The 20,249-nt window shown below is 38.2% G+C and carries 18 protein-coding genes; 17 read left to right on the top strand and 1 reads right to left on the bottom strand.

From position 1 onward, the window contains the following. Positions 1–6: 6 nt before the first annotated feature. Complete coding sequence (locus EKM60_RS08900; protein ID WP_125714617.1) at positions 7–1,287, top strand: cation:dicarboxylate symporter family transporter; 1,281 nt, start codon at positions 7–9, stop codon at positions 1,285–1,287. A 38-nt stretch (positions 1,288–1,325) separates the two neighbouring features. Here EKM60_RS08900 and EKM60_RS08895 read toward each other — a convergent pair whose 3' ends face one another. Then, complete coding sequence (locus EKM60_RS08895) at positions 1,326–1,955, bottom strand: CPBP family intramembrane glutamic endopeptidase (RefSeq protein WP_225427034.1); 630 nt, start codon at positions 1,953–1,955, stop codon at positions 1,326–1,328. 132 nt (positions 1,956–2,087) lie between these two features. Here EKM60_RS08895 and groES point away from each other — a divergent pair, with 132 nt between their 5' ends. The 16 genes from groES to yajC all read left to right on the top strand — a co-directional run bounded on the left by groES (position 2,088) and on the right by yajC (position 20,175). Beyond that, positions 2,088–2,372 (top strand): co-chaperone GroES, encoded by a 285-nt coding sequence (groES, locus tag EKM60_RS08890; protein WP_125593779.1) that lies wholly within the window; start codon positions 2,088–2,090, stop codon positions 2,370–2,372. 43 nt (positions 2,373–2,415) lie between these two features. After that, the gene (groL, locus tag EKM60_RS08885; protein WP_125714615.1) at positions 2,416–4,056 is read left to right on the top strand and encodes a chaperonin GroEL; all 1,641 of its coding nucleotides are present in this window, start codon (positions 2,416–2,418) and stop codon (positions 4,054–4,056) included. Positions 4,057–4,353: 297 nt separating this feature from the next. Continuing rightward, positions 4,354–5,163, top strand: a complete 810-nt coding sequence (locus EKM60_RS08880) for a MerR family transcriptional regulator (protein ID WP_164508375.1) — start codon at positions 4,354–4,356, stop codon at positions 5,161–5,163. Between the two features lie 93 nt (positions 5,164–5,256). Continuing rightward, a complete protein-coding gene (locus tag EKM60_RS08875) occupies positions 5,257–5,934 on the top strand; it encodes a DUF554 domain-containing protein (protein ID WP_125714611.1) in 678 nt (225 codons plus the stop codon). A 235-nt stretch (positions 5,935–6,169) separates the two neighbouring features. Next, a complete protein-coding gene (locus EKM60_RS08870; protein WP_125714608.1) occupies positions 6,170–6,847 on the top strand; it encodes a DUF554 domain-containing protein in 678 nt (225 codons plus the stop codon). A 111-nt stretch (positions 6,848–6,958) separates the two neighbouring features. After that, on the top strand, positions 6,959–7,930 hold the full coding sequence (locus tag EKM60_RS08865) for a ketopantoate reductase family protein (protein ID WP_125714606.1): 972 nt from the start codon (positions 6,959–6,961) through the stop codon (positions 7,928–7,930). Positions 7,931–8,273: 343 nt separating this feature from the next. After that, positions 8,274–8,822 (top strand): SLAP domain-containing protein, encoded by a 549-nt coding sequence (locus EKM60_RS08860; protein WP_125714604.1) that lies wholly within the window; start codon positions 8,274–8,276, stop codon positions 8,820–8,822. A 127-nt stretch (positions 8,823–8,949) separates the two neighbouring features. Beyond that, positions 8,950–9,507 carry an SLAP domain-containing protein gene (locus tag EKM60_RS08855; protein ID WP_125714602.1) on the top strand — a complete coding sequence of 186 codons (558 nt, stop codon included), beginning with the start codon at positions 8,950–8,952 and terminating at the stop codon, positions 9,505–9,507. Positions 9,508–10,108: 601 nt separating this feature from the next. After that, entirely contained in the window at positions 10,109–10,912 is an 804-nt protein-coding gene (locus EKM60_RS08850) for a TIGR00282 family metallophosphoesterase (protein ID WP_125714601.1), read from the top strand. 12 nt (positions 10,913–10,924) lie between these two features. Next, entirely contained in the window at positions 10,925–13,534 is a 2,610-nt protein-coding gene (gene mutS / locus EKM60_RS08845) for a DNA mismatch repair protein MutS (RefSeq protein WP_125714599.1), read from the top strand. Between the two features lie 15 nt (positions 13,535–13,549). Continuing rightward, on the top strand, positions 13,550–15,403 hold the full coding sequence (gene mutL / locus EKM60_RS08840) for a DNA mismatch repair endonuclease MutL (protein WP_125714597.1): 1,854 nt from the start codon (positions 13,550–13,552) through the stop codon (positions 15,401–15,403). Positions 15,404–15,405: 2 nt separating this feature from the next. Next, the gene (ruvA, locus tag EKM60_RS08835; protein WP_125714595.1) at positions 15,406–15,996 is read left to right on the top strand and encodes a Holliday junction branch migration protein RuvA; all 591 of its coding nucleotides are present in this window, start codon (positions 15,406–15,408) and stop codon (positions 15,994–15,996) included. Between the two features lie 16 nt (positions 15,997–16,012). Then, positions 16,013–17,038, top strand: a complete 1,026-nt coding sequence (gene ruvB / locus EKM60_RS08830) for a Holliday junction branch migration DNA helicase RuvB (protein WP_125714593.1) — start codon at positions 16,013–16,015, stop codon at positions 17,036–17,038. Between the two features lie 13 nt (positions 17,039–17,051). Beyond that, entirely contained in the window at positions 17,052–18,086 is a 1,035-nt protein-coding gene (gene queA / locus EKM60_RS08825; RefSeq protein WP_125714591.1) for a tRNA preQ1(34) S-adenosylmethionine ribosyltransferase-isomerase QueA, read from the top strand. A 397-nt stretch (positions 18,087–18,483) separates the two neighbouring features. After that, on the top strand, positions 18,484–19,626 hold the full coding sequence (gene tgt / locus EKM60_RS08820; protein ID WP_125714589.1) for a tRNA guanosine(34) transglycosylase Tgt: 1,143 nt from the start codon (positions 18,484–18,486) through the stop codon (positions 19,624–19,626). A 99-nt stretch (positions 19,627–19,725) separates the two neighbouring features. After that, positions 19,726–20,175 (top strand): preprotein translocase subunit YajC, encoded by a 450-nt coding sequence (yajC, locus tag EKM60_RS08815; RefSeq protein ID WP_125714587.1) that lies wholly within the window; start codon positions 19,726–19,728, stop codon positions 20,173–20,175. Positions 20,176–20,249: the final 74 nt, after the last annotated feature.

Raw genomic sequence — 20,249 nt, 5'->3', positions numbered from 1 at the left:
TCTAAATTGCAAAAGCAAAAGTTTTTTCGGCTTAGTTTAGGCTGGCAAATTATTATCGGTCTAGTTCTAGGTATAATTTTAGGGCAGGTCTTTTATCACAATAAGGCTGCTATAACAGTCATGCAGAACATTGGTACAATGTTCATTTCATTAATTCAAATGATTGTTTTACCTATTGTTATCTCATGTTTGACTGTCGGAATTGCTAACATGGGTGACATTAGAAAACTAGGTCGTATCGGTCTAAAAACTTTGATTTACTTCGAGGTTATGACGACACTAGCTATTATTATTGGTATTTTGGTTGCTAATATTACACACCCAGGTACTTATATCAACATCAATGATCTAAAGGGTTCAAGTATTTCGCAATATACGGCCTCTGCTTCAAGTGCTAAGCATTCAGGTGTTTGGTCAGTTTTGATGGGGATCATCCCAACAAATATCTTTGCCGCTATGGGTAAAGGTGACATGTTGCCAGTTATCTTCTTCTCAGTTCTATTTGGACTAGGAACGGCTTCACTTGGTAAACAAGGTAAGATCATTACTGATCTATTGAATGCCGTAGCAAATGTTATGTTCAAAGTAACAAATTGGGTTATGCGTACAGCTCCAATCGGTGTCTGTGCTTTGATCGGGGTTACCGTTGGTGAGATGGGATTTGCATCCCTCAAGCCACTGGCATTATTTATTGTTATCGCCTATGCAACAATGGCATTCTTCGTTTTCGTTGTTATGTACATTGTTGGTCGGATTTTCCATGTAGATTTCTTTGAATTATTCAGGATCATTGAGAACGAATTTGTCTTGGCCTTTACAACTGCTAGTTCAGAAGCTGCATTGCCTAAGATGATGGAAAAAATGCAAGATTATGGAGCAAGTAAAGGTATCGTCTCATTCGTTATCCCAACGGGATATACATTTAACCTTGATGGTTCAGCAATTTATCAATCATTAGCCGCCTTATTCTTAGCTCAGGCTTATCATATTGATTTGTCGATCGGACAACAGATCACACTGGTCGTTGTCTTGATGCTGACATCTAAAGGTATGGCAGGTGTTCCAGGAGCTTCATTCGTTGTATTGTTAGCCACTGTTTCAACAATTGGTGTACCAATGCAAGGATTAACATTTATCGCCGGTATCGACCGTCTAGTCGATATGGGACGTACAGCCGTTAACGTTGTCGGTAATTCACTAGCTACGATCATTATCGCTAAGAGTGAAAATGAATTCGATGACGATCAGCGGAAGAAGTATGTTGCTAGTTATAAACGTGGAGATTAAAAAAGCGTGCCTGCGGGCACACTTTTTTTTGGATAAAATTATATAAAGAAACTAGCAATAACAACAATTGTATTCATGATCAGATGACTGGCAGCACTGATGTAGATATTCTTTGATTTGTAGTAGACAAAGGCGAACCACAATCCCATTCCTACGTAGATAGCAAATCGTGTGTCTTGATGCATAAAGGCAAAGAAGGCAGCCGAGATGATGCCGGCCCAGTAAACATTAGTCAGTGTGATCAAGTTTGAGAAGAACAAACGTCTAAAGACGATTTCTTCCATTATCGGTGCACAGATCAAAACATAGATGAAATAGTAAGGATAGGCCGTCACTAGTGTAAGTAATTGTGTGGTATTAGCCGAGGCTATACTGTGGTGTAAAACCAGTTCTTCTATTAAACTGATCCCAATTTGAATAACAAGTGCTCCAACGGTACCAATGATGATCCATTTGATTTTGTCAGAGGTACTTGTCTGTTCCTCAATATTATTTGGGGAACTTTTTTGAGTTAGATAAACCATAAGTCCAGTAGCGATAATAGCGGCAATAGTTAAGATGATGAAATAGCTGGAACCGGTTACTTTAAGCATGGTCAGGACTGATCCTGTAAAAAGTAAGAGGATGTAAATCAAGAGGGTCGTGAATTGATTTTTGAAATAAGTCATAGGTTCTCCTTAATTTTTTTGAATGTAAATACTTGCATGTTCACAAGAAAATGTTAATATTAAACATGTGATTAGCACAAGACAAGTTCGAGTGCTAAAGTTTAAAAATTTTAATCATCGGAGGGATTCAAATTGTTAAAACCACTTGGAGACAGAGTTATTGTAACAGTCGATAAAGAAGAAGAGAAGACAGTTGGCGGCATTGTTTTAGCTAACAACGCTAAAGAAAAACCACAAACAGCAGAGGTAGTTGCTGTAGGTGCAGGAGCCGTAACGGAAGATGGAAAGAAGTTACCAATGAGTATTAAAGTTGGTGACAAGATTCTCTTTGATAAGTATGCTGGTTCAAACGTTAAATACGATGACAATGAATATTTAATCCTTCATGAAAAAGATGTCATGGCAATCGTTGAATAATAAACATTATATAAAAATTTAAATGATAATTGGAGTGTGAATAATGGCTAAAGAAATTAAATTTTCAGAAGATGCACGTTCAAAGATGTTGGACGGTGTTAACAAGCTTGCTGACACAGTAAAAACAACTATCGGACCTAAGGGTAGAAATGTTGTTCTAGAAAAGAGTTATGGTTCACCTGAGATCACAAATGATGGTGTTACTATTGCTAAAAGTATTGAATTAGAAGATCACTTTGAGAACATGGGCGCAAAGCTTGTTTCTGAAGTTGCTTCAAAGACAAATGATATTGCCGGTGATGGTACTACTACAGCTACTGTATTAGCCCAAGCAATCATCAAAGAAGGTATGAAGAACGTTACTGCTGGTGCTAACCCTGTTGGAATCAGAACAGGTATTGAGAAGGCTACTAAAGCAGCTGTTGATGAATTACACAAGGTATCACACAAGGTTTCTGGCAAGTCAGATATTGCCCAAGTAGCATCAGTTTCTTCAGCTAGTGAAGAGACAGGTAACTTGATTGCCGACGCTATGGAAAAAGTTGGTAACGATGGTGTTATCACAATCGAAGAATCAAAGGGTATTGATACAACACTTGATGTTGTTGAAGGTATGCAATTCGATCGTGGATACATTTCACAATACATGGTTACTGATAACGATAAGATGGAAGCTGACCTTGATAACCCATATATCTTGGTAACAGACAAGAAGATCTCAAATATTCAAGATATCTTGCCATTACTACAACAAATCGTTCAACAAGGTAAAGCATTGTTGATCATTGCTGATGATATTGACGGTGAAGCTCTACCAACACTTGTTTTGAATAAGATTCGTGGAACATTCAATGTCGTTGCTGTTAAAGCTCCTGGCTTTGGTGATCGTCGTAAGGAACAATTGGAAGATATTGCTACTTTGACAGGTGCTCAAGTTATTACTTCTGACCTTGGTCTTGAACTAAAGGATACAACTATGGATCAATTAGGTACAGCTGGTAAGGTTACAGTTACAAAGGATAACACAACAATTGTTGAAGGTTCTGGCGACAAGGGCGCTATTAGCGAACGTGTTGAAACAATCAAGAAACAAATTGCTGAATCAAATTCTGATTTTGACCGTGAGAAGTTACAAGAACGTCTTGCTAAACTTGCTGGTGGTGTTGCCGTTGTTAAAGTCGGTGCTGCTACTGAAACAGAATTGAAAGAACGTAAATACAGAATTGAAGATGCTCTAAACGCCACACGTGCTGCCGTTGAAGAAGGCTACGTTGCTGGTGGTGGTACAGCATTCCTAGATATCATCGATACAGTTAAGGCTGTTAAGGGTGAAGGCGACGTTCAAACAGGTATTAATATCGTTGTTAGAGCTCTTGAAGAACCTGTACGTCAAATCGCTGAAAATGCTGGTCTTGAAGGTTCAGTTATCGTTGAACACATGAAGGGTGAAAAGCCTGAAGTTGGTTACAACGCTGCAACTGACAAGTGGGAAAACATGGTTAAGGCCGGAATCATCGACCCAACTAAGGTTTCACGTTCAGCATTACAAAACGCTGCCAGTGTTGCTGCATTGTTGTTGACAACAGAAGCAGTTGTTGCTGAAAAACCAGATAAGAACGCTCCAGCTGCACCAGCAGCCGGTGCCGGTGCTGGTGGACCAGCAGGAATGGGCGGAATGATGTAGAGAGTGTAACAAAACGATTAACTTCTGAGCATTCTAGGATAATCGGAGTGTCACGAAGTGGCATGCAGATTGTTCGTAGTAAGCACAGGAAGTTGTTTTGTGGAACTCGTTTCAGACAACCAATCTGAAACACTTCACTATATCTCCACTTGATTTAAGAATTAAATTTCTAAGAACAAAAAGTAAAGTTTCAAAAATAAAACCATTAATTAGACAATTAATAACCATCCCTACACCAACACAGGGATGGTTATTTTTTATGCTAAAATTAAAGAAAAACACTTGAGGCATATATCAATGGATCAATTATTCACTATCGGACAATTATCAAAATTATATGATATTAAAATACCTACTTTAAGATACTACGATGATGTCGGTATTTTGAAACCGGCCAAAGTTGATCCAGAATCACACTATCGCTACTATTCAACTGAAGAATTTGAGCGTTTAAATGTGATCAAATATTTGCGTGCGCTTGACGTCCCTATCTCTGATATTAAGAAATTCTTCGATGCCCGTGATATATCTACTTTGGAAAATCTCTTGGAGAAACAACAGGCCGAAGTGGAACAACAGATGAAGACACTTCAAGCAGTCAATGGTCGGATAACTTCACGTTTGAAACAGGTGCGTGATGCTAAAAATTCTGTTCTCGGTAAAATAGAATATTTAAATTTACCAGAAACACCAATCGTTTATTTGAGGAGAAATTATCAGTTAAGTGAAGATATTGAGGTTCCTTTAACTGCCTTGCGGAGAAAATATGGCTTGGATCAGGCGATATTTCTTGGAAAAATTGCCTTATCACTAAGTAAGCAAAATATGTTGGCTAATAAATTCAATCAGTATAGCGGAATTTTGATGATTTTAGAGTCTGGGGATGAGAGAGAGGCAACATCGTTCTTATCAGCGGGTTCATATTTACGGATCAGATTTCATGGAACACATGAAAATTCAGCCGAGTCCTATCGTCAACTAATCAAATATTGTCAGGATCATTTATTAACAATTATTGACGATGCGATCGAGATTACTTTGATCGATTATGGCATTACGAATGATTTTGACAAATACGTTACAGAAATTAGATTACCGGTCAGATAAATTCTAAATTTTGCTCAATCATATTGACCCTATAGTTACTAGAGAGTCTATTATTGTAGATGGTGTAATCGCTTACATAAGAGGAGAGTAATAATGATTGGGACACTATTTAATGTAGCAATGATTATTGGCGGCAGTATTTTAGGTAAATTATTCCACAATGGTATCAAGTTGGAATATCAACGAATTTTGACACAGGGACTGGGACTAGCGGCAATGGCAATCGGGATCAATGCGGTAGTGGAGTATATGCCTAAGAGCAACTATCCAGTCTTGTTTATTGTTAGTCTTTCAGTCGGAGGGGTGCTTGGTGAATGGATCAATTTACAAAAGCGATTTGATGATTTTGTTGGAAAGTTTTCCAGTGGAAATTTAGCCGAGGGTTTGGCAACAGCTATTCTATTATATTGTATCGGTTCTTTATCTATCCTTGGCCCGATTCAAGAGGCTCTGCAACACGATATGACGTTCTTATTTACTAATGGGATTCTAGATGGGATAACTTCAGTAGTATTAGCGTCGACTTTTGGTATTGGGATAGCCTTTTCAGCTGTGGCTGTATTTATCTGGCAAGGTAGTATTTATGGGGTTGCGCTGTTATTGCAGAACTCCATCAATCAAGATATGATCACAGAATTAACAATTGTTGGGGGAATTCTAATAATTGCTTCAGGTCTAGGGTTACTAGAAATAAAGAAGATAAATATAGTTAATTTGTTACCATCGTTGATTGTGCCGATAGTAGTAGTGGCAATCATGCAATTATTTTAAGGAACCGTGACATAACTATTTCCATCTTAAACATGTGGCATAAACGTGTAACAAAACATAGCTTTTTCCGTTTAAAACAAATGGCTCCAGTAATCCAAATTCGGATTACTGGAGCCATTTGCCTTAATGCTCGAAAGTTGACCATGTTTTGTCACACTCTTTTTTTAATCTTTTATTGACTCTCTAGTAACATGAGAGTTTATATTAGTCATATTTAATTGTGGGGGACATAAATATGATTGGAACAATTTTTAATGTGTCGATGATACTTATTGGTAGTGTTATTGGTAGATTTTTGCATAAAGGAATGAAACCAGAATTTCAGAAGATTTTAACGCAGGGACTAGGATTAGCGGCAATGGTAATTGGGATAAACGCTGTGGTGCAACATATGCCCCAAAGTCACTATCCCGTTTTATTTATCGTTAGTTTGGCTATTGGTGGATTGTTTGGACAGTGGATCGATTTGCAAACGAGATTCGATAAGTTAGTAGGAAAATTCTCTGGTGGCAATTTAGCGGAAGGATTGGCAACAGCTATTTTGCTGTACTGTATCGGTTCTCTGTCGATCCTTGGTCCAATTGAAGCAGCTTTGAAGCACGATTATACTTTCTTGTTTACTAATGGGATGTTGGATGGAATTACTTCGATTGTTTTAGCATCGACTTTTGGACTAGGGATAGCTTTTGCAGCAATTGCTGTATTGGCTTGGCAAGGCAGTATTTATATGATTGCCTTATTCTTCCAGAGTGCTTTGAATACAAATATGATCAATGAGTTGACGATCGTTGGGGGGATTCTAATTTTGGCATCTGGTTTAGGATTGTTAGAGATAAAGAAAATCAGTGTTTTAAATCTTTTACCGTCGTTAGCTGTTCCAATTATTGCCGTATTCTTACTAGGACTGTTTTAATTTTTATTTGTTATTATTAAAATACTGACGCCGAATTTATTATAATGGCTTGACATTTATTAAAAAGTATCTAATAATGCTTAACAACATATAATTTGGAGGCGGCTATTTATGAAATATGCAGTATTAGGTGCAGGAGCTATGGGTTTGAGATATGGAGTGCTGTTACAAGAAGCAGGTTTTCCAGTTGATTTTGTCGATATTTGGGATAAACAAATTGAAACAGTCACAAAGCAAAATGGTGTCTTTGTATCTAGAGATGGTGAGAATAAACATTTAGTACCGATCAATATTTCATCGCCAGAAGATTATTCAGGAGATCCGGATGTTTGGATCGTCTTTGTTAAGCAGATGCAGCTTGAAGATGCTCTAAAGCGTGCCGGACATCTCTTTACGAAACAACAATACGTTGTAGCACCAATGAACGGTATGGGACACATTGAAAAACTTGATCAATATTTTGCTGAAGATAAAGTTATCAGTGGAACAGCTATGATTGCGACTGTTTTAAATGGACCTGGGGATGTTGATTTCATGGGACCATCTGGTGCCGGAAGTATGAAACTGGTTAATCAAAATGAGACACCAGACGAAATGACACAACAGATTGCGGATGACTTCACTAAAGCTAATCTGAATCCCGAGATCACGACTAATTTTCAAGGAACATTGATGGCTAAAGTTATTTTGAATTCTGTCTGTAACACACTCTGTACCATGTTTGGTATTAAAATGGGTGAATTTATTCAAGCACCAACGACAGAAGCCTTGAGTAAGCAGTTGATAAACGAAGCTTTTGATGTCTGTGAAAGAGCGGGGATTACTTTATTGAATACTCGTGAACAGGAGTGGGAAGCCATTCAGGTTGCTTCTACTAAAGGCATGCCACTGCACTATCCATCAATGTATCAGGATATGTCTAAGCATCGACCAACTGAGGTTGACTATATCAATGGCTACATTTATGAGTTGGGATTGAAGTATCATTATGAAGCTACGACACATGATTATTTGCGTAATTTGGTGCATTTGGCTGAATTTACTAATGATTTTGATCCTGACAGTTTGGTGGCAAAGGTATAGTATTCTTGCCGTCTCCAGGACTGATAATATTCACCTGCTATGCGGAACGGGCCGAGCCTTGGTCTCGTCCCTCGGTTTGAAGACTTACCACAAACCGGTAATTCTCCAAACTCGTCCGGTGGTGTAATTGCTAAAGCAATAACGCCACTCTCATAGCTGGTGGATATTCTCAGTCCTTCCGACTAATTTTGAAATTCAACTATACAAAAGAGAGCAATATCATATTTAAATTATGATATTGCTCTTTTGTTGTATACAGGTGTTTTATTAAAATGGTACGCATGTTATGATTCGATTAGCTAGAAAATATTAATGAAGAGGGTCTAGTCGGAGGAAACTTGTTATGAAAAAATATCTAATGAGCAGTATAGTAATTTTACTTGCGTTAAGTACTGGAGTAACAACGGTTCAAGCGGCCAAAACGGTAACAAACAATAATGGTGACTATACAATTACCAACGAGGATGGTAGCACAATAACTAATACTCAAGATCTTGATGATTTTGGTGTAACTGTTATATCGAGTTCAGCTCAGCTATACAATATCAATGGTGAAAAGATCTCAGCTAGTCTCGATAGTGGAACGTCGTGGAAAACTGACAACGAGCGTTATATTGGCAACGAAGTTTATTATCGGGTCTCATCAAATGGATATGTAAATAGTAGTGATGTTTATCTTTATAAACCAATTAACGATGTGATCAAGACTTTGGGAGATAAGCCAGTTGTCCTTTACAATAATCAGGGTCAGTTGATCAAGGATTCTAATCGTGCTCTAGCACCTGGATCATCTTGGAGAACTGATAGGGTTATTACGGTTGATCATGTTAGTTATTACCGAGTTTCAACTAATGAGTTTGCTTCATTATCAGATGTTTCGTTTGTAGAATAAAAACTGATAGAGTAACAGAACATCGCCAACTTTTGAGTCTTTAAATAAGTTTTATTAAAAGTGCTTCAAAGCAAATTCTTAATGTTAGGATGGGGGTGTAATAGGTATTTACTAAGGGGAGAGCATTATGAAAAAGAGTCTACTAAGCAGTATTATTATTTTGTTAGCTTTGAGCGTGGGGGCAACGACAGTTCAAGCTGCTGATACTGATACATCAGCTTCAAATACAGGCGATATTTCAATTAAGGATGGCTATGGAACAGATACTAATACATTGGATCTTAACAATGGCAACTATGGAGTAACTGTCACTGCCAGTTCAGCTCAACTATATGATATTAATGGAAATAAGATCTCTGCTAGCCTAAATGAAGGGACTTCTTGGAAGACAGATAATGAACGTTATATTGGTAATGAAGTTTATTATCGTGTTTCATCTAATGCTTATGTTGACAGCAGTGACGTTTATTTCTATCAACCAACTGATCAAGTTGTCTATGTGAATGGAAGCAAACCAGTTTCACTTTATGACAATAGTGGTCAATTAATTAAGAACTCCAGTCGTGCACTAGCACCGGGTTCATATTGGCGTACAGATAGAATGATCACAGTTGATCATATAACTTACTTCAGAGTTTCAACTAATGAGTTTGTTTCATTCGGAGATGTTCAACAAGCTAAATAGTTTTTTTAAGTAGTTCGGCTATTGTGTCGGGCTATTTTTTTTGTGGGGTTGTTGCCGCCAGTGGTTTCGAGTAATTCCATCTGTTACGCGAACGTCTCAAGCCGTGGTCTTGAGACTCGATTTTGAGCTTTGCTTGCGCAAATCTCAGAATCGTCGGTGGTGTACGAACGGAAAATCGCCATTCTACACCACTTGCGTAACTGATTCCATTACTCGAAACCACTGGCTTATTTTCTATACTATTCAGTTGGTATACTATATTTTTTACGTTGATATTTTGGAGTCTTTGACTGTATTAGTTAATGATTCGCATTTGACGATTTATGGTCTTAAATGAAATTAGCTGAAGAATGTGAGGGTGTGGACCAGCAGTGCAAATGCCGTTGGGACGGTGAACTTCCGTCCTTACGGCATGGACGATTTTGAGATTTGCGTAAGCAAAGCTCAAAATCGAGACGACGAGACCTAGGCTCGTGTCGGTCCAATTGCGAGCCCACTCCCTCACATCCTTCGGCGGCACACATAATATAAGCCCAGTCTCTTTTTAATTTTCAACAATATTGATACAATATCATAGGTAAAGATGGGGGAATTTTATATAATGAAAATACTTTTCGTTGGGGATGTCGTTGGCAAGATCGGCCTCAAGACAGTGGAAACTTATTTGCCAGAGATCAAGCAGAAAGTTAAACCACAACTGACTATCGTTAATGGTGAAAATGCTAATGGCGGTAAAGGTATCAAGGTTGATGATTACCAAAGAATCCAAGTAGCCGGAGCTGATGTAGTGTCTGGTGGTAACCATATTTGGGATAAGCGTGAAGTTCTAGACTTCATTGACGATCCTAAGAAGAGTATTTTGCGTCCATATAACTTTTCAGGTGACGATGTGCCTGGTCGTGGTGTGATCGAAAAAAAGGTCAATCAGAAAAAAGTTTACATTATTAATATGCAAGGGACTGCCTTGATGCAGCCTTTGGATAATCCATTTTTGGCATTTGATAAATTATTACCAACTTTAGATAAGGATGCGGTTAAGTTTGTTGATTTTCACGCCGAAACAACTAGTGAAAAGATTGCAACTGCCAAGTATTTGACTGGTCGTGTTTCAGCAGTGGTTGGGACTCATACTCATGTGCAAACTAATGATGCTCGTGTCTTTGATAAGAAGACGGCTTATTTAACTGACGTTGGTATGACTGGCTCATACGACGGTATTCTTGGTGTTAAAGAAGAACCAATCATCACACGTTTCCTAACCCAACGTCCAACTAAGTTTGATGTTGATGAAGATGGTCGTATGCAAATCGGCTTTTGTGTGATCGATATTAATGATCAAACTAACTATGCCCGTAGTATCAAAAATTATGTAATAAGTCCTGACAATCAAAAATTTTTAAATTAGTGGAGGAAATAGATGCCACAAAAAACTAAAGAGACTCCTATGATGCAACAGTATCTCGATATGAAAGATGAATATCCGGATGCTTTTTTGTTTTACCGTGTGGGAGATTTCTATGAAATGTTTTATGATGATGCTGTTAAAGGCTCACAAATACTAGAATTGACGTTAACGTCACGCAACAAAAAGGCTGATGAAAGTATTCCCATGTGTGGAGTACCTCATAAAGCCGTTCAAAGTTATATTGATATTTTGGTCGATAAGGGTTACAAAGTTGCCATTTGTGATCAATTAGAAAATCCACAAGATGCTGAAGGCATGGTCAAACGAGGGATCACTCGTGTAGTCACACCTGGTACAGTTATGGATGAATCAGCCAATCAAGCGACTGAAAATAACTACATTACTGCGATCGGTCGCAACAAAGATCAATTCGGTTTAGCATATGCTGATTTATCTACTGGTGAAGTCAAGGTAACTGTGGTCAATAATATGGTAGATTTGGTCAATGAATTGCAGAATCTCAATACCAAAGAATGTGTCGTCTTTAATGATCTGGCTAAAAAATATCTTGAACCGATTCAAAAAATTGGTATCTTGATTTCAACTATTGATGCGATCGACGACAACTTTAAATATGATTTCAGTAATATTTCGGATGATTTAGAAGTTGGTACTGTAAAAATATTGATCTCTTATTTGATCGAAACACAAATGCGTTCGCTCGATCATTTGAAACCAGCTGAAACATATGAAACAACAGCTTATCTTTCAATGGATCATACTGCACAGAGTAATTTAGAGTTATTCAGGAATTTGCGTACTAATAAAAAATCAGGAACACTTTTGTGGTTACTAGATGAGACTAAAACCGCTATGGGTGGCAGACTATTGAAACAATGGTTGTCACGTCCGTTGATCAATCAAGGTACGCTGGAACATCGCCAACATATAGTGGAAGTCTTTTTGGAAAATTATTTCCAACGATCATCATTTCAAGATTATTTAACTAAAGTCTATGATTTGGAACGTTTAGCGGGACGAATTGCTTACGGAACAGTTAATGGGCGAGATTTAGTACAACTCAAAACTTCACTCGAACAAGTCCCTAAGATCAAACAGATATTATTGGATATTGGTGACTACGATCTCGATGCCTATGTGGAAAAAATTGACGACGTTAACGATGTTTATACACTTATCGACAAAGCTATCAGTGATGAACCACCTATTTCAGTTACTGGCGGTGGCTTGATCAAGCAAGGTTACAACGAACAACTTGATAAATACATCGACGCTTCCAAAAATGGTAAGCAGTGGATGGCAAGTTTGCGTGCTCAAGAACAAGAAGTGACAGGTATAAGTAATCTTAAAATTGGTTATAACAAGGTGTTTGGTTACTATATTGAAGTCACTAAGTCGAATATCGATAAAGTTCCTGAAGGTCGTTATCAGAGAAAACAAACCTTAACTAACGCTGAAAGATATATCACACCTGAATTAAAGGAAAAAGAGAGCTTGATCCTTGAGGCTGAAGAGAAATCTCAAGCTTTGGAATATCATCTCTTTGATGAGATCAGAACTAAGATCAAACAAGAAATCAGACGAATTCAGAATTTGGCTAATATCTTGTCACAACTTGATGTTTTGCAGAGTTTTGCGGTAGTAAGTGAGACGTATCATTACATCAAACCAGTGTTTACAGAGAGTCATGAATTAAAAGTTGTCAACGGACGGCATCCAGTTGTGGAAAAAGTCCTCAGCAATAACAGTTATATTCCTAATGATGTTAATTTTGATGATGAAACTGATATCTTGTTGATAACTGGACCTAATATGTCTGGTAAGAGTACTTACATGAGACAGATGGCTTTGACAGTTATCATGGGACAAGTAGGTTGTTTTGTACCGGCCGAAAAGGCCGAATTGCCGATCTTTGATCATATCTTTACACGAATTGGAGCTGCAGATGACCTGATCTCTGGCGACAGTACTTTTATGGTTGAGATGAGAGAAGCTAATGATGCTTTGAAAAATGCGACTGAAAATAGTCTGATCATTTTCGATGAGATCGGCCGTGGAACAGCAACATATGATGGTATGGCATTAGCTCAAGCAATTATTGAATATATCGATAAGAACGTTAAAGCGATGACAATGTTTTCAACTCACTATCACGAATTGACTGAACTAGAATCACAGCTACCGGGTGTGAAAAATGTTCACGTTGATGCCTCTGAAGAAAATGGGACGTTAGTATTCTTGCACAAGGTATTAACGGGTCCAGCGGATAAATCTTATGGTATTCACGTTGCCAAATTGGCTGGATTACCAGATGAAGTATTAACTCGTGCCGACACGATCTTGAGTAGTTTGGAAGAGACCGCCCCTAAAGAGATCAAGGTAGAGGATGCTAAGCCTGAAGTATCAACAGTCAGTGAAATCAGTGAACCAGAACCTGAATCACAACTCTCACTGTTTCCAGAACTTGAAAAAGCACCTAAAGCAAAACTCAATAAGGGTGAGCAGAAGGTCGTTAGTGAATTACAAAAACAAGATTTGATGAGTGTCACACCGATCGACGCTATCAATCTCCTATATAAATGGCAAAAAGAACTTAAATAAAGAAGGTGGAAAATTTTGGGGTTGATTCATGAATTACCAGTTGAATTGAGTAATCAAATCGCAGCTGGTGAAGTAATTGAACGTCCAGCATCTGTGGTTAAAGAGCTGGCTGAAAATGCAATCGATGCACAAGCAACGCAAATTCTGATCACAGTTCATCAATCTGGATTACGTTCAATCGAAATCAATGATAATGGTGTCGGTATTGCTGCAGATGATGTAGAGATTGCCTTTCAACCTCATACCACCAGCAAAATATCTACCGATCATGATTTATTTAATGTCAGAACGCTAGGTTTTCGTGGTGAAGCTTTGGCCAGTATCGCTTCAGTCTCCAAGTTGACCGTAGTTACAAGTACTGATGGAAAATCAGCCGTTAAAGCTGAATTTTCAGGAAATAGTTTATTAAAAAAAGAGACCCATGCCCGTTCAAAAGGGACAACGATTACAGTTGAAGATCTCTTCTTTAATACACCAGCACGTTTAAAGTATGTAAAATCTTTGCACACGGAATTGAAAAAAATCGTGGATATCGTTGATCGTCTGGCTATGGGACATCCCGATATATCTTTTCGCTTGATCCATGAAGGAAAAGATTTAGTCTGGACATCAGGTAACGATAATCTGCAACAGACGATCGCCGGAATTTATGGACGGACGATTGCTAGTCACATGTATGCTTTTGAAAATAGTGACGCTGATTATCAAATCAAAGGTTACTTTTCAAAACCTGATACGACACGCTCTAATCGATCTTATATTTCGTTGATTTTAAATGGTCGTTATATCAGAAACTATCAGTTGGCAAATGCTGTTATCAGAGGTTATGGTTCTAAATTAATGATTGGACGTTTTCCAATTGCGATAGTTGATATTACGCTTGATCCTAGTTTGGTTGATATTAATGTTCATCCGACTAAACAAGAAGTTAGATTAACTAACGAGGGCCACATTGCTGACCTTATCAGTGAAGGGATCAAAGAAAAGTTATCCACACAGAATTTGATCCCAGACGCAGTTAAGAATCTGGAACGTAAGACGACCGCTGCAAATGTTGTTAGACCTGAAAAACCAGAACAAATAAGTTTTGATGATTTAGATATGGTCGATCATATTAGTGAACCAGATCCTAAGCCTTTAGTTTTGGATAAAACACCGATCGAAGAATTAGAGTCGCATCCGATTTTTGATGATCCAGAGCATTTACAAGCGTGGGATGATCGATTAAAGGAAGAAAAACAACCAACTGAGTCAGTGTCTACTTTTCCTGATCTTCGTTATATCGGACAGATCCATGGAACTTACCTTGTCGCTGAAAGTCCAGAAGGTTTTTATCTAGTTGATCAACATGCAGCTCAAGAGCGGGTCAACTATGAGTATTATCGAAAGCAAATTGGTGAAGTAGCCGCCGACCAACAGCGCCTACTTGTACCGATCGTTTTGGACTATCCTAACTCTGAAAGTATTTTGATCCGTGAAAAAAAGCCTGTTTTAGAGAGTATTGGATTATTCCTAGATGACTTTGGTCAAAACAGTTTTGTGGTCAATACGCATCCAACTTGGTTCGTAGCTGGACAAGAGGAATCAACTATCAGAGAAATGATCGATTATGTTTTAAATGATTCCAAGATCTCTGTGGCTGCTTTTAGAGAAAAGAATGCCATCATGATGAGTTGTAAACGTGCCATCAAAGCTAATCAACATTTGGATGACAAACAAGCTGCCTTCCTGTTGAAAAACTTATCAAAAGCAGAAAATCCTTATAATTGTCCACATGGAAGACCTGTACTGATAGAATTTAGTAATAGAGATTTAGAAAAAATGTTTAAGCGAATTCAAGACTCGCATGACACAAGAGAAAGTGAATAATAATGTTTGAATACTTAAATGGAATCATCGCCGAAATCGATCCTGCCTATGTTGTGGTTGATGTAGGTGGCGTCGGATATAAGGTACAAGTAGCCAATCCCTATCGCTATCAACAAGATGAACAGGCCAAAGTCTATGTCGAACAGATTGTTCGTGATAACGAGCAGTCACTATATGGATTTTATGATTTGAATGAAAAAAGGATCTTCTTAAATCTGATCAGTGTTTCAGGAATTGGACCAAAGAGTGCTTTGGCTATTTTGGCTGGACAAGATTTAAATGGTTTGATCACTGCTATTGAGAATAACGATGTTAAGTTCTTAACTCGTTTCCCTAAGATAGGTAAGAAAACGGCACAACAGATTGTTTTAGATTTAAGCGGTAAGTTTACTGCTCAAGGTCAGATGACTTTAGGAGAAGAACCAGTAGCCATAAGTTCTGGCAACCAAGAACTAGAGGATGGAATGCTTGCTTTAGAGTCATTAGGATACACAGCTCGTGATATCGGCAGGATAAAACCTAAATTGCAAAAAGAATCACTCGATTCAGCCGACGCTTACTTGAGAGCTGGATTGAAATTACTAACTAAATAGAGAAGGAGGATAATCAATGGATAATAATGATAATGACCGTCTAACAGATGCTGATTCATTGGATGATATTGAAGATATTGTTGAACAGACATTACGTCCGACTACGTTTGATCAGTATTTGGGCCAAGAGAAAGCCAAAAAAGAATTAGATGTTTATATCAAAGCCGCCAAACAACGTCAGCAAACACTAGACCACGTCTTGCTTTATGGACCTCCGGGGTTAGGTAAAACTACATTAGCAATGATCATCGCCAATGAAATGGGTGTAAATATTCATACGACAACTGGTCCTTCAATTGAAAAATCAGGTGATCTGGTAGCTGTTTTGGATGAATTGTCACCAGGGGATGTCCTCTTTATTGATGAGATCCATCGTATGCCGCGTGCAATCGAAGAAGTTCTTTATTCTGCTATGGAAGACTTCTATATTGATATCATTGTTGGACAAGGCGCAGAGGCACGTTCACTTCATCATGAGTTAGTTCCTTACACATTGATCGGTGCAACAACTACAGCCGGAAAGCTGTCAGCTCCGTTACGAGATCGGTTTGGAATTGTTGAACATATGGAGTATTATTCAGAAGCTGAACTGTCTAAGATCGTATTTAGATCAGCCAATGTTTTGAATATCAATGTTGATGAGGAAGGCGCACATGAAATCGCTAGAAGATCTCGTGGAACACCTAGAATCGCCAACCGATTGCTAAAACGTGTCCGTGATTTTGCACAAGTTGCGGGTAAAGATATGATAGACTATGATATTGCTGAATCGGCTTTGAATCAGCTCCAAGTTGATGATGCCGGACTTGATCGATTAGATAGAAAAATCTTGTCGATGATGATCGAACTGTATAATGGTGGACCATTAGGAATTAAAGTGATCGCCGCTAATATCGGTGAAGATCAAGAAACGATTGAGTCAGTTTATGAACCATATTTAATGCAAAAAGGCTTTTTGAAACGGACCGCCAGAGGTCGAATCGTAACACGTAAGGGTTATGAACATCTTGGCTATCCATATCCGGACAAGAAGACTGACTAAGGAGAAGTAAGAAATGACACTAACAACTGAAGATTTTGATTATAATTTGCCAGAAGAACTAATTGCCCAAACTCCCATTAAAGATCGTGACCACTCACGCTTGCTAGTTTTGGATCATGAAACAGGTAAGTATGACGATAAACACTTTTACGATATTTTGGATTATTTAAACCCCGGCGATGCCTTGGTTATGAACAACTCACGTGTTTTGCCAGCTAGACTCTATGGAACTAAAGAAGATACTGATGGACATGAAGAAGTATTATTGTTGAATAATATTGAAGGAGACAAGTGGGAAGTTTTGATGAAACCTGCTCGACGTGCCAAAGTCGGTAAAAAAGTTCAATTCGGTGATGGTCAACTAGAAGCTACCGTATTGGAAGAATTAGAACATGGTGGCAAGATCATTGAATTCAACTATGATGGGATTTTCTTAGAGATCTTAGAAAAATTAGGTGAGATGCCATTACCTCCATATATCAAAGAAAAGCTAGACGATCCTGATCGTTACCAAACCGTTTATGCCAAAGAAAATGGTTCCGCAGCTGCACCAACAGCTGGTTTGCACTGGACAAAAGACTTACTAGAAAAAGTTCAAGAAAAAGGTGTTAAGTTGGTTTACCTAACATTGCACGTTGGACTAGGAACATTTAGACCAGTAACAGAATCAGACATCAGCAAGCACGTAATGCATTCAGAGTTTTATCGTTTAGATGAAGATTCAGCTAATACGTTAAATGAAGTACGTAAAAATGGTGGTAAGATCGTCGCAACCGGAACAACATCGATCCGTACGCTAGAAACAATCGGAACAAAATTTAATGGTGAGATCAAACCAGATAGCGGTTGGACAGATATCTTTATCAAACCTGGTTATGAATGGAAAGTAGTCGATGAATTCATCACAAACTTCCATCTACCAAAATCAACCTTAGTTATGTTAGTGGCAGCCTTTACTGGCCGTGAGAACATTTTAAATGCTTATGAACATGCCATTGAAGAGAAGTATCGATTCTTTAGCTTTGGAGACGCCATGTTTATTAAGTAGAGAGCAAAACAAGCCGGTTAGCTCCCGAGCATTACCTAGGATAAGGTGGGCGTCGCAAAGCGACACACATCTTATCCGTAGTAAGCACAGGGAGTTGGCTTACTTTGCTCGTTTTAGAAAGAGAGAGTTGTGAGGAGGCGTTCAGACCTTGAGCATTACCTAGGATAAGGTGGGCGTCGCAAAGCGACATACACCTTATCTGTAGTAAGCGCAGAGGTTTGCCTCCTCACAACTCGTTTTAAAAGCACAAACAATTGTTACTACATGATAAAAAAATCAAATTTTATCCGTATAAACATAAAAAACTTGCTTGCTTTGCTCGTTTTAGAAACACAAACAAAAGGCTTTTTGAATTTGTTACTATCAAGATAAAAACTAAATTAAAAAGGAAGTACATATGGAACCAGCTGTTAAGTACACATTACTAAAAAAAGAAAAACACACTGGCGCACGATTAGGCTTACTGGAAACTCCACATGGAACGTTTGAAACACCAATGTTTATGCCCGTTGGTACTGAAGCATCCGTTAAAAATATGGCTCCAGAAGATCTGGACAAGATCGGTGCTTCAATTATTTTGGCTAATACGTATCATTTATGGTTAAGGCCTGGTGAAGATATCGTCAAGGAAGCTGGCGGTCTACATAAATTTATGAATTGGGACAAAGGTATTTTGACTGATTCTGGTGGCTTTCAAGTTTTCTCACTAGCGAATACGCGTGATATTACTGAAGCTGGAGTTCATTTCAAAAACCATTTGAATGGACGTCGTGAATTTTTGTCACCTGAAAAGGCCATCAAGATCGAAAATTATTTAGGACCAGATATCATGATGAGTTTGGACGAATGTCCACCATTTTTTGAAAGTTATGACTACATCAAGAAATCTGTTGCCAGGACTAGTCGGTGGGCTGAACGTGGACTAGAGGCACATCGAAATCCTGATTGGCAAGCCTTATTTGGTATCGTACAAGGTGCTGGATTTGAAGATCTTCGTAAACAAAGCGCTCAAGATTTAGTGAGCATGGATTTCCCCGGTTATTCGATCGGTGGACTATCAGTTGGAGAATCAAAGGACGAAATGAATAACGTACTTGATTTCACAACGCCATTATTGCCTGAAAATAAACCCCGTTATCTGATGGGTGTTGGGTCAACTGATGCATTAGTTGACGGTGTTATTCGCGGTATCGATATGTTTGACTGCGTTTTGCCAACTAGAATTGCCAGAAATGGTACATGTATGACTACTAAGGGACGTTTGGTCGTTAAGAATGCCAAATACGCACGTGATTTTAGACCAATTGACGAAGATTGTGACTGTTATGTTTGCCGTAATTATAGCCGTGCTTATATTCGTCATTTGATCAATGCTAATGAGTTATTTGGAACCCATTTGACTAGTTATCATAATCTTTATTACTTGCTCAACTTAATGAAAGGTGTTCGTCAAGCTATCAAAGATGACAATTTGATTGAATTCCGTGAACATGTTTTTGAAGAATATGGTCTAAACGTCGCCAATGCACGTAATTTCTAATATTTTTTTAATAAAAAAAAGCCACGGAGTGGCTAGGTGTGTCAATCTTTGTTATTCTATAATAAGGATATAAATTATTAAGAGGTGGAAAATTTGAATATGTTAACATTGGGCGCTGCAGCTGGTGGATTATCATCATATAGTTTCTTTATCATCATCATTCTTATGGTTGTGGTAATGTACTTTATGTCAGTTCGTCCTCAAAAGAAGCAACAACAAAAGCGTCAAGAAATGCTTAAAGCTATGAGTGATGGCGACAACGTCGTTACACTCGGTGGTATCAAAGGTAAAATTCATTCAATCGATCACGATGCTAAAGAAGTCGTTGTTGATTGTGATGGTATCTATTTAACATTCGATATGAACTTTATCCGTAAATCAACTCCTGCTGACAAGACTGTTGAAGCAAAGCCAGCTGAAAAAGCTGAACCAGCTAAGACAGAAGAAAAACCAGAAGCTGAAACAAAGCCAGAAGAAACATCTACAGAAGCTGCTCCTAAAGAAGCTAAAGATGATGCTAAGTCTGACGAAACAAAAGAAGATAAATAACTTTTTAGATTGAAACTTATGTTTCAATCTTTTTTTTAGCTTATTGCTTGCCTTATAGTGTGGTCTAAGGTTTA

Origin of the sequence: Companilactobacillus kedongensis (assembly GCF_003946625.1) — a bacterium.
Lineage (GTDB): Bacteria > Bacillota > Bacilli > Lactobacillales > Lactobacillaceae > Companilactobacillus > Companilactobacillus kedongensis.
The sequence above is the reverse complement of the archived record's forward strand: the minus strand, read 5'-3'. Positions and strand labels throughout refer to the sequence as shown.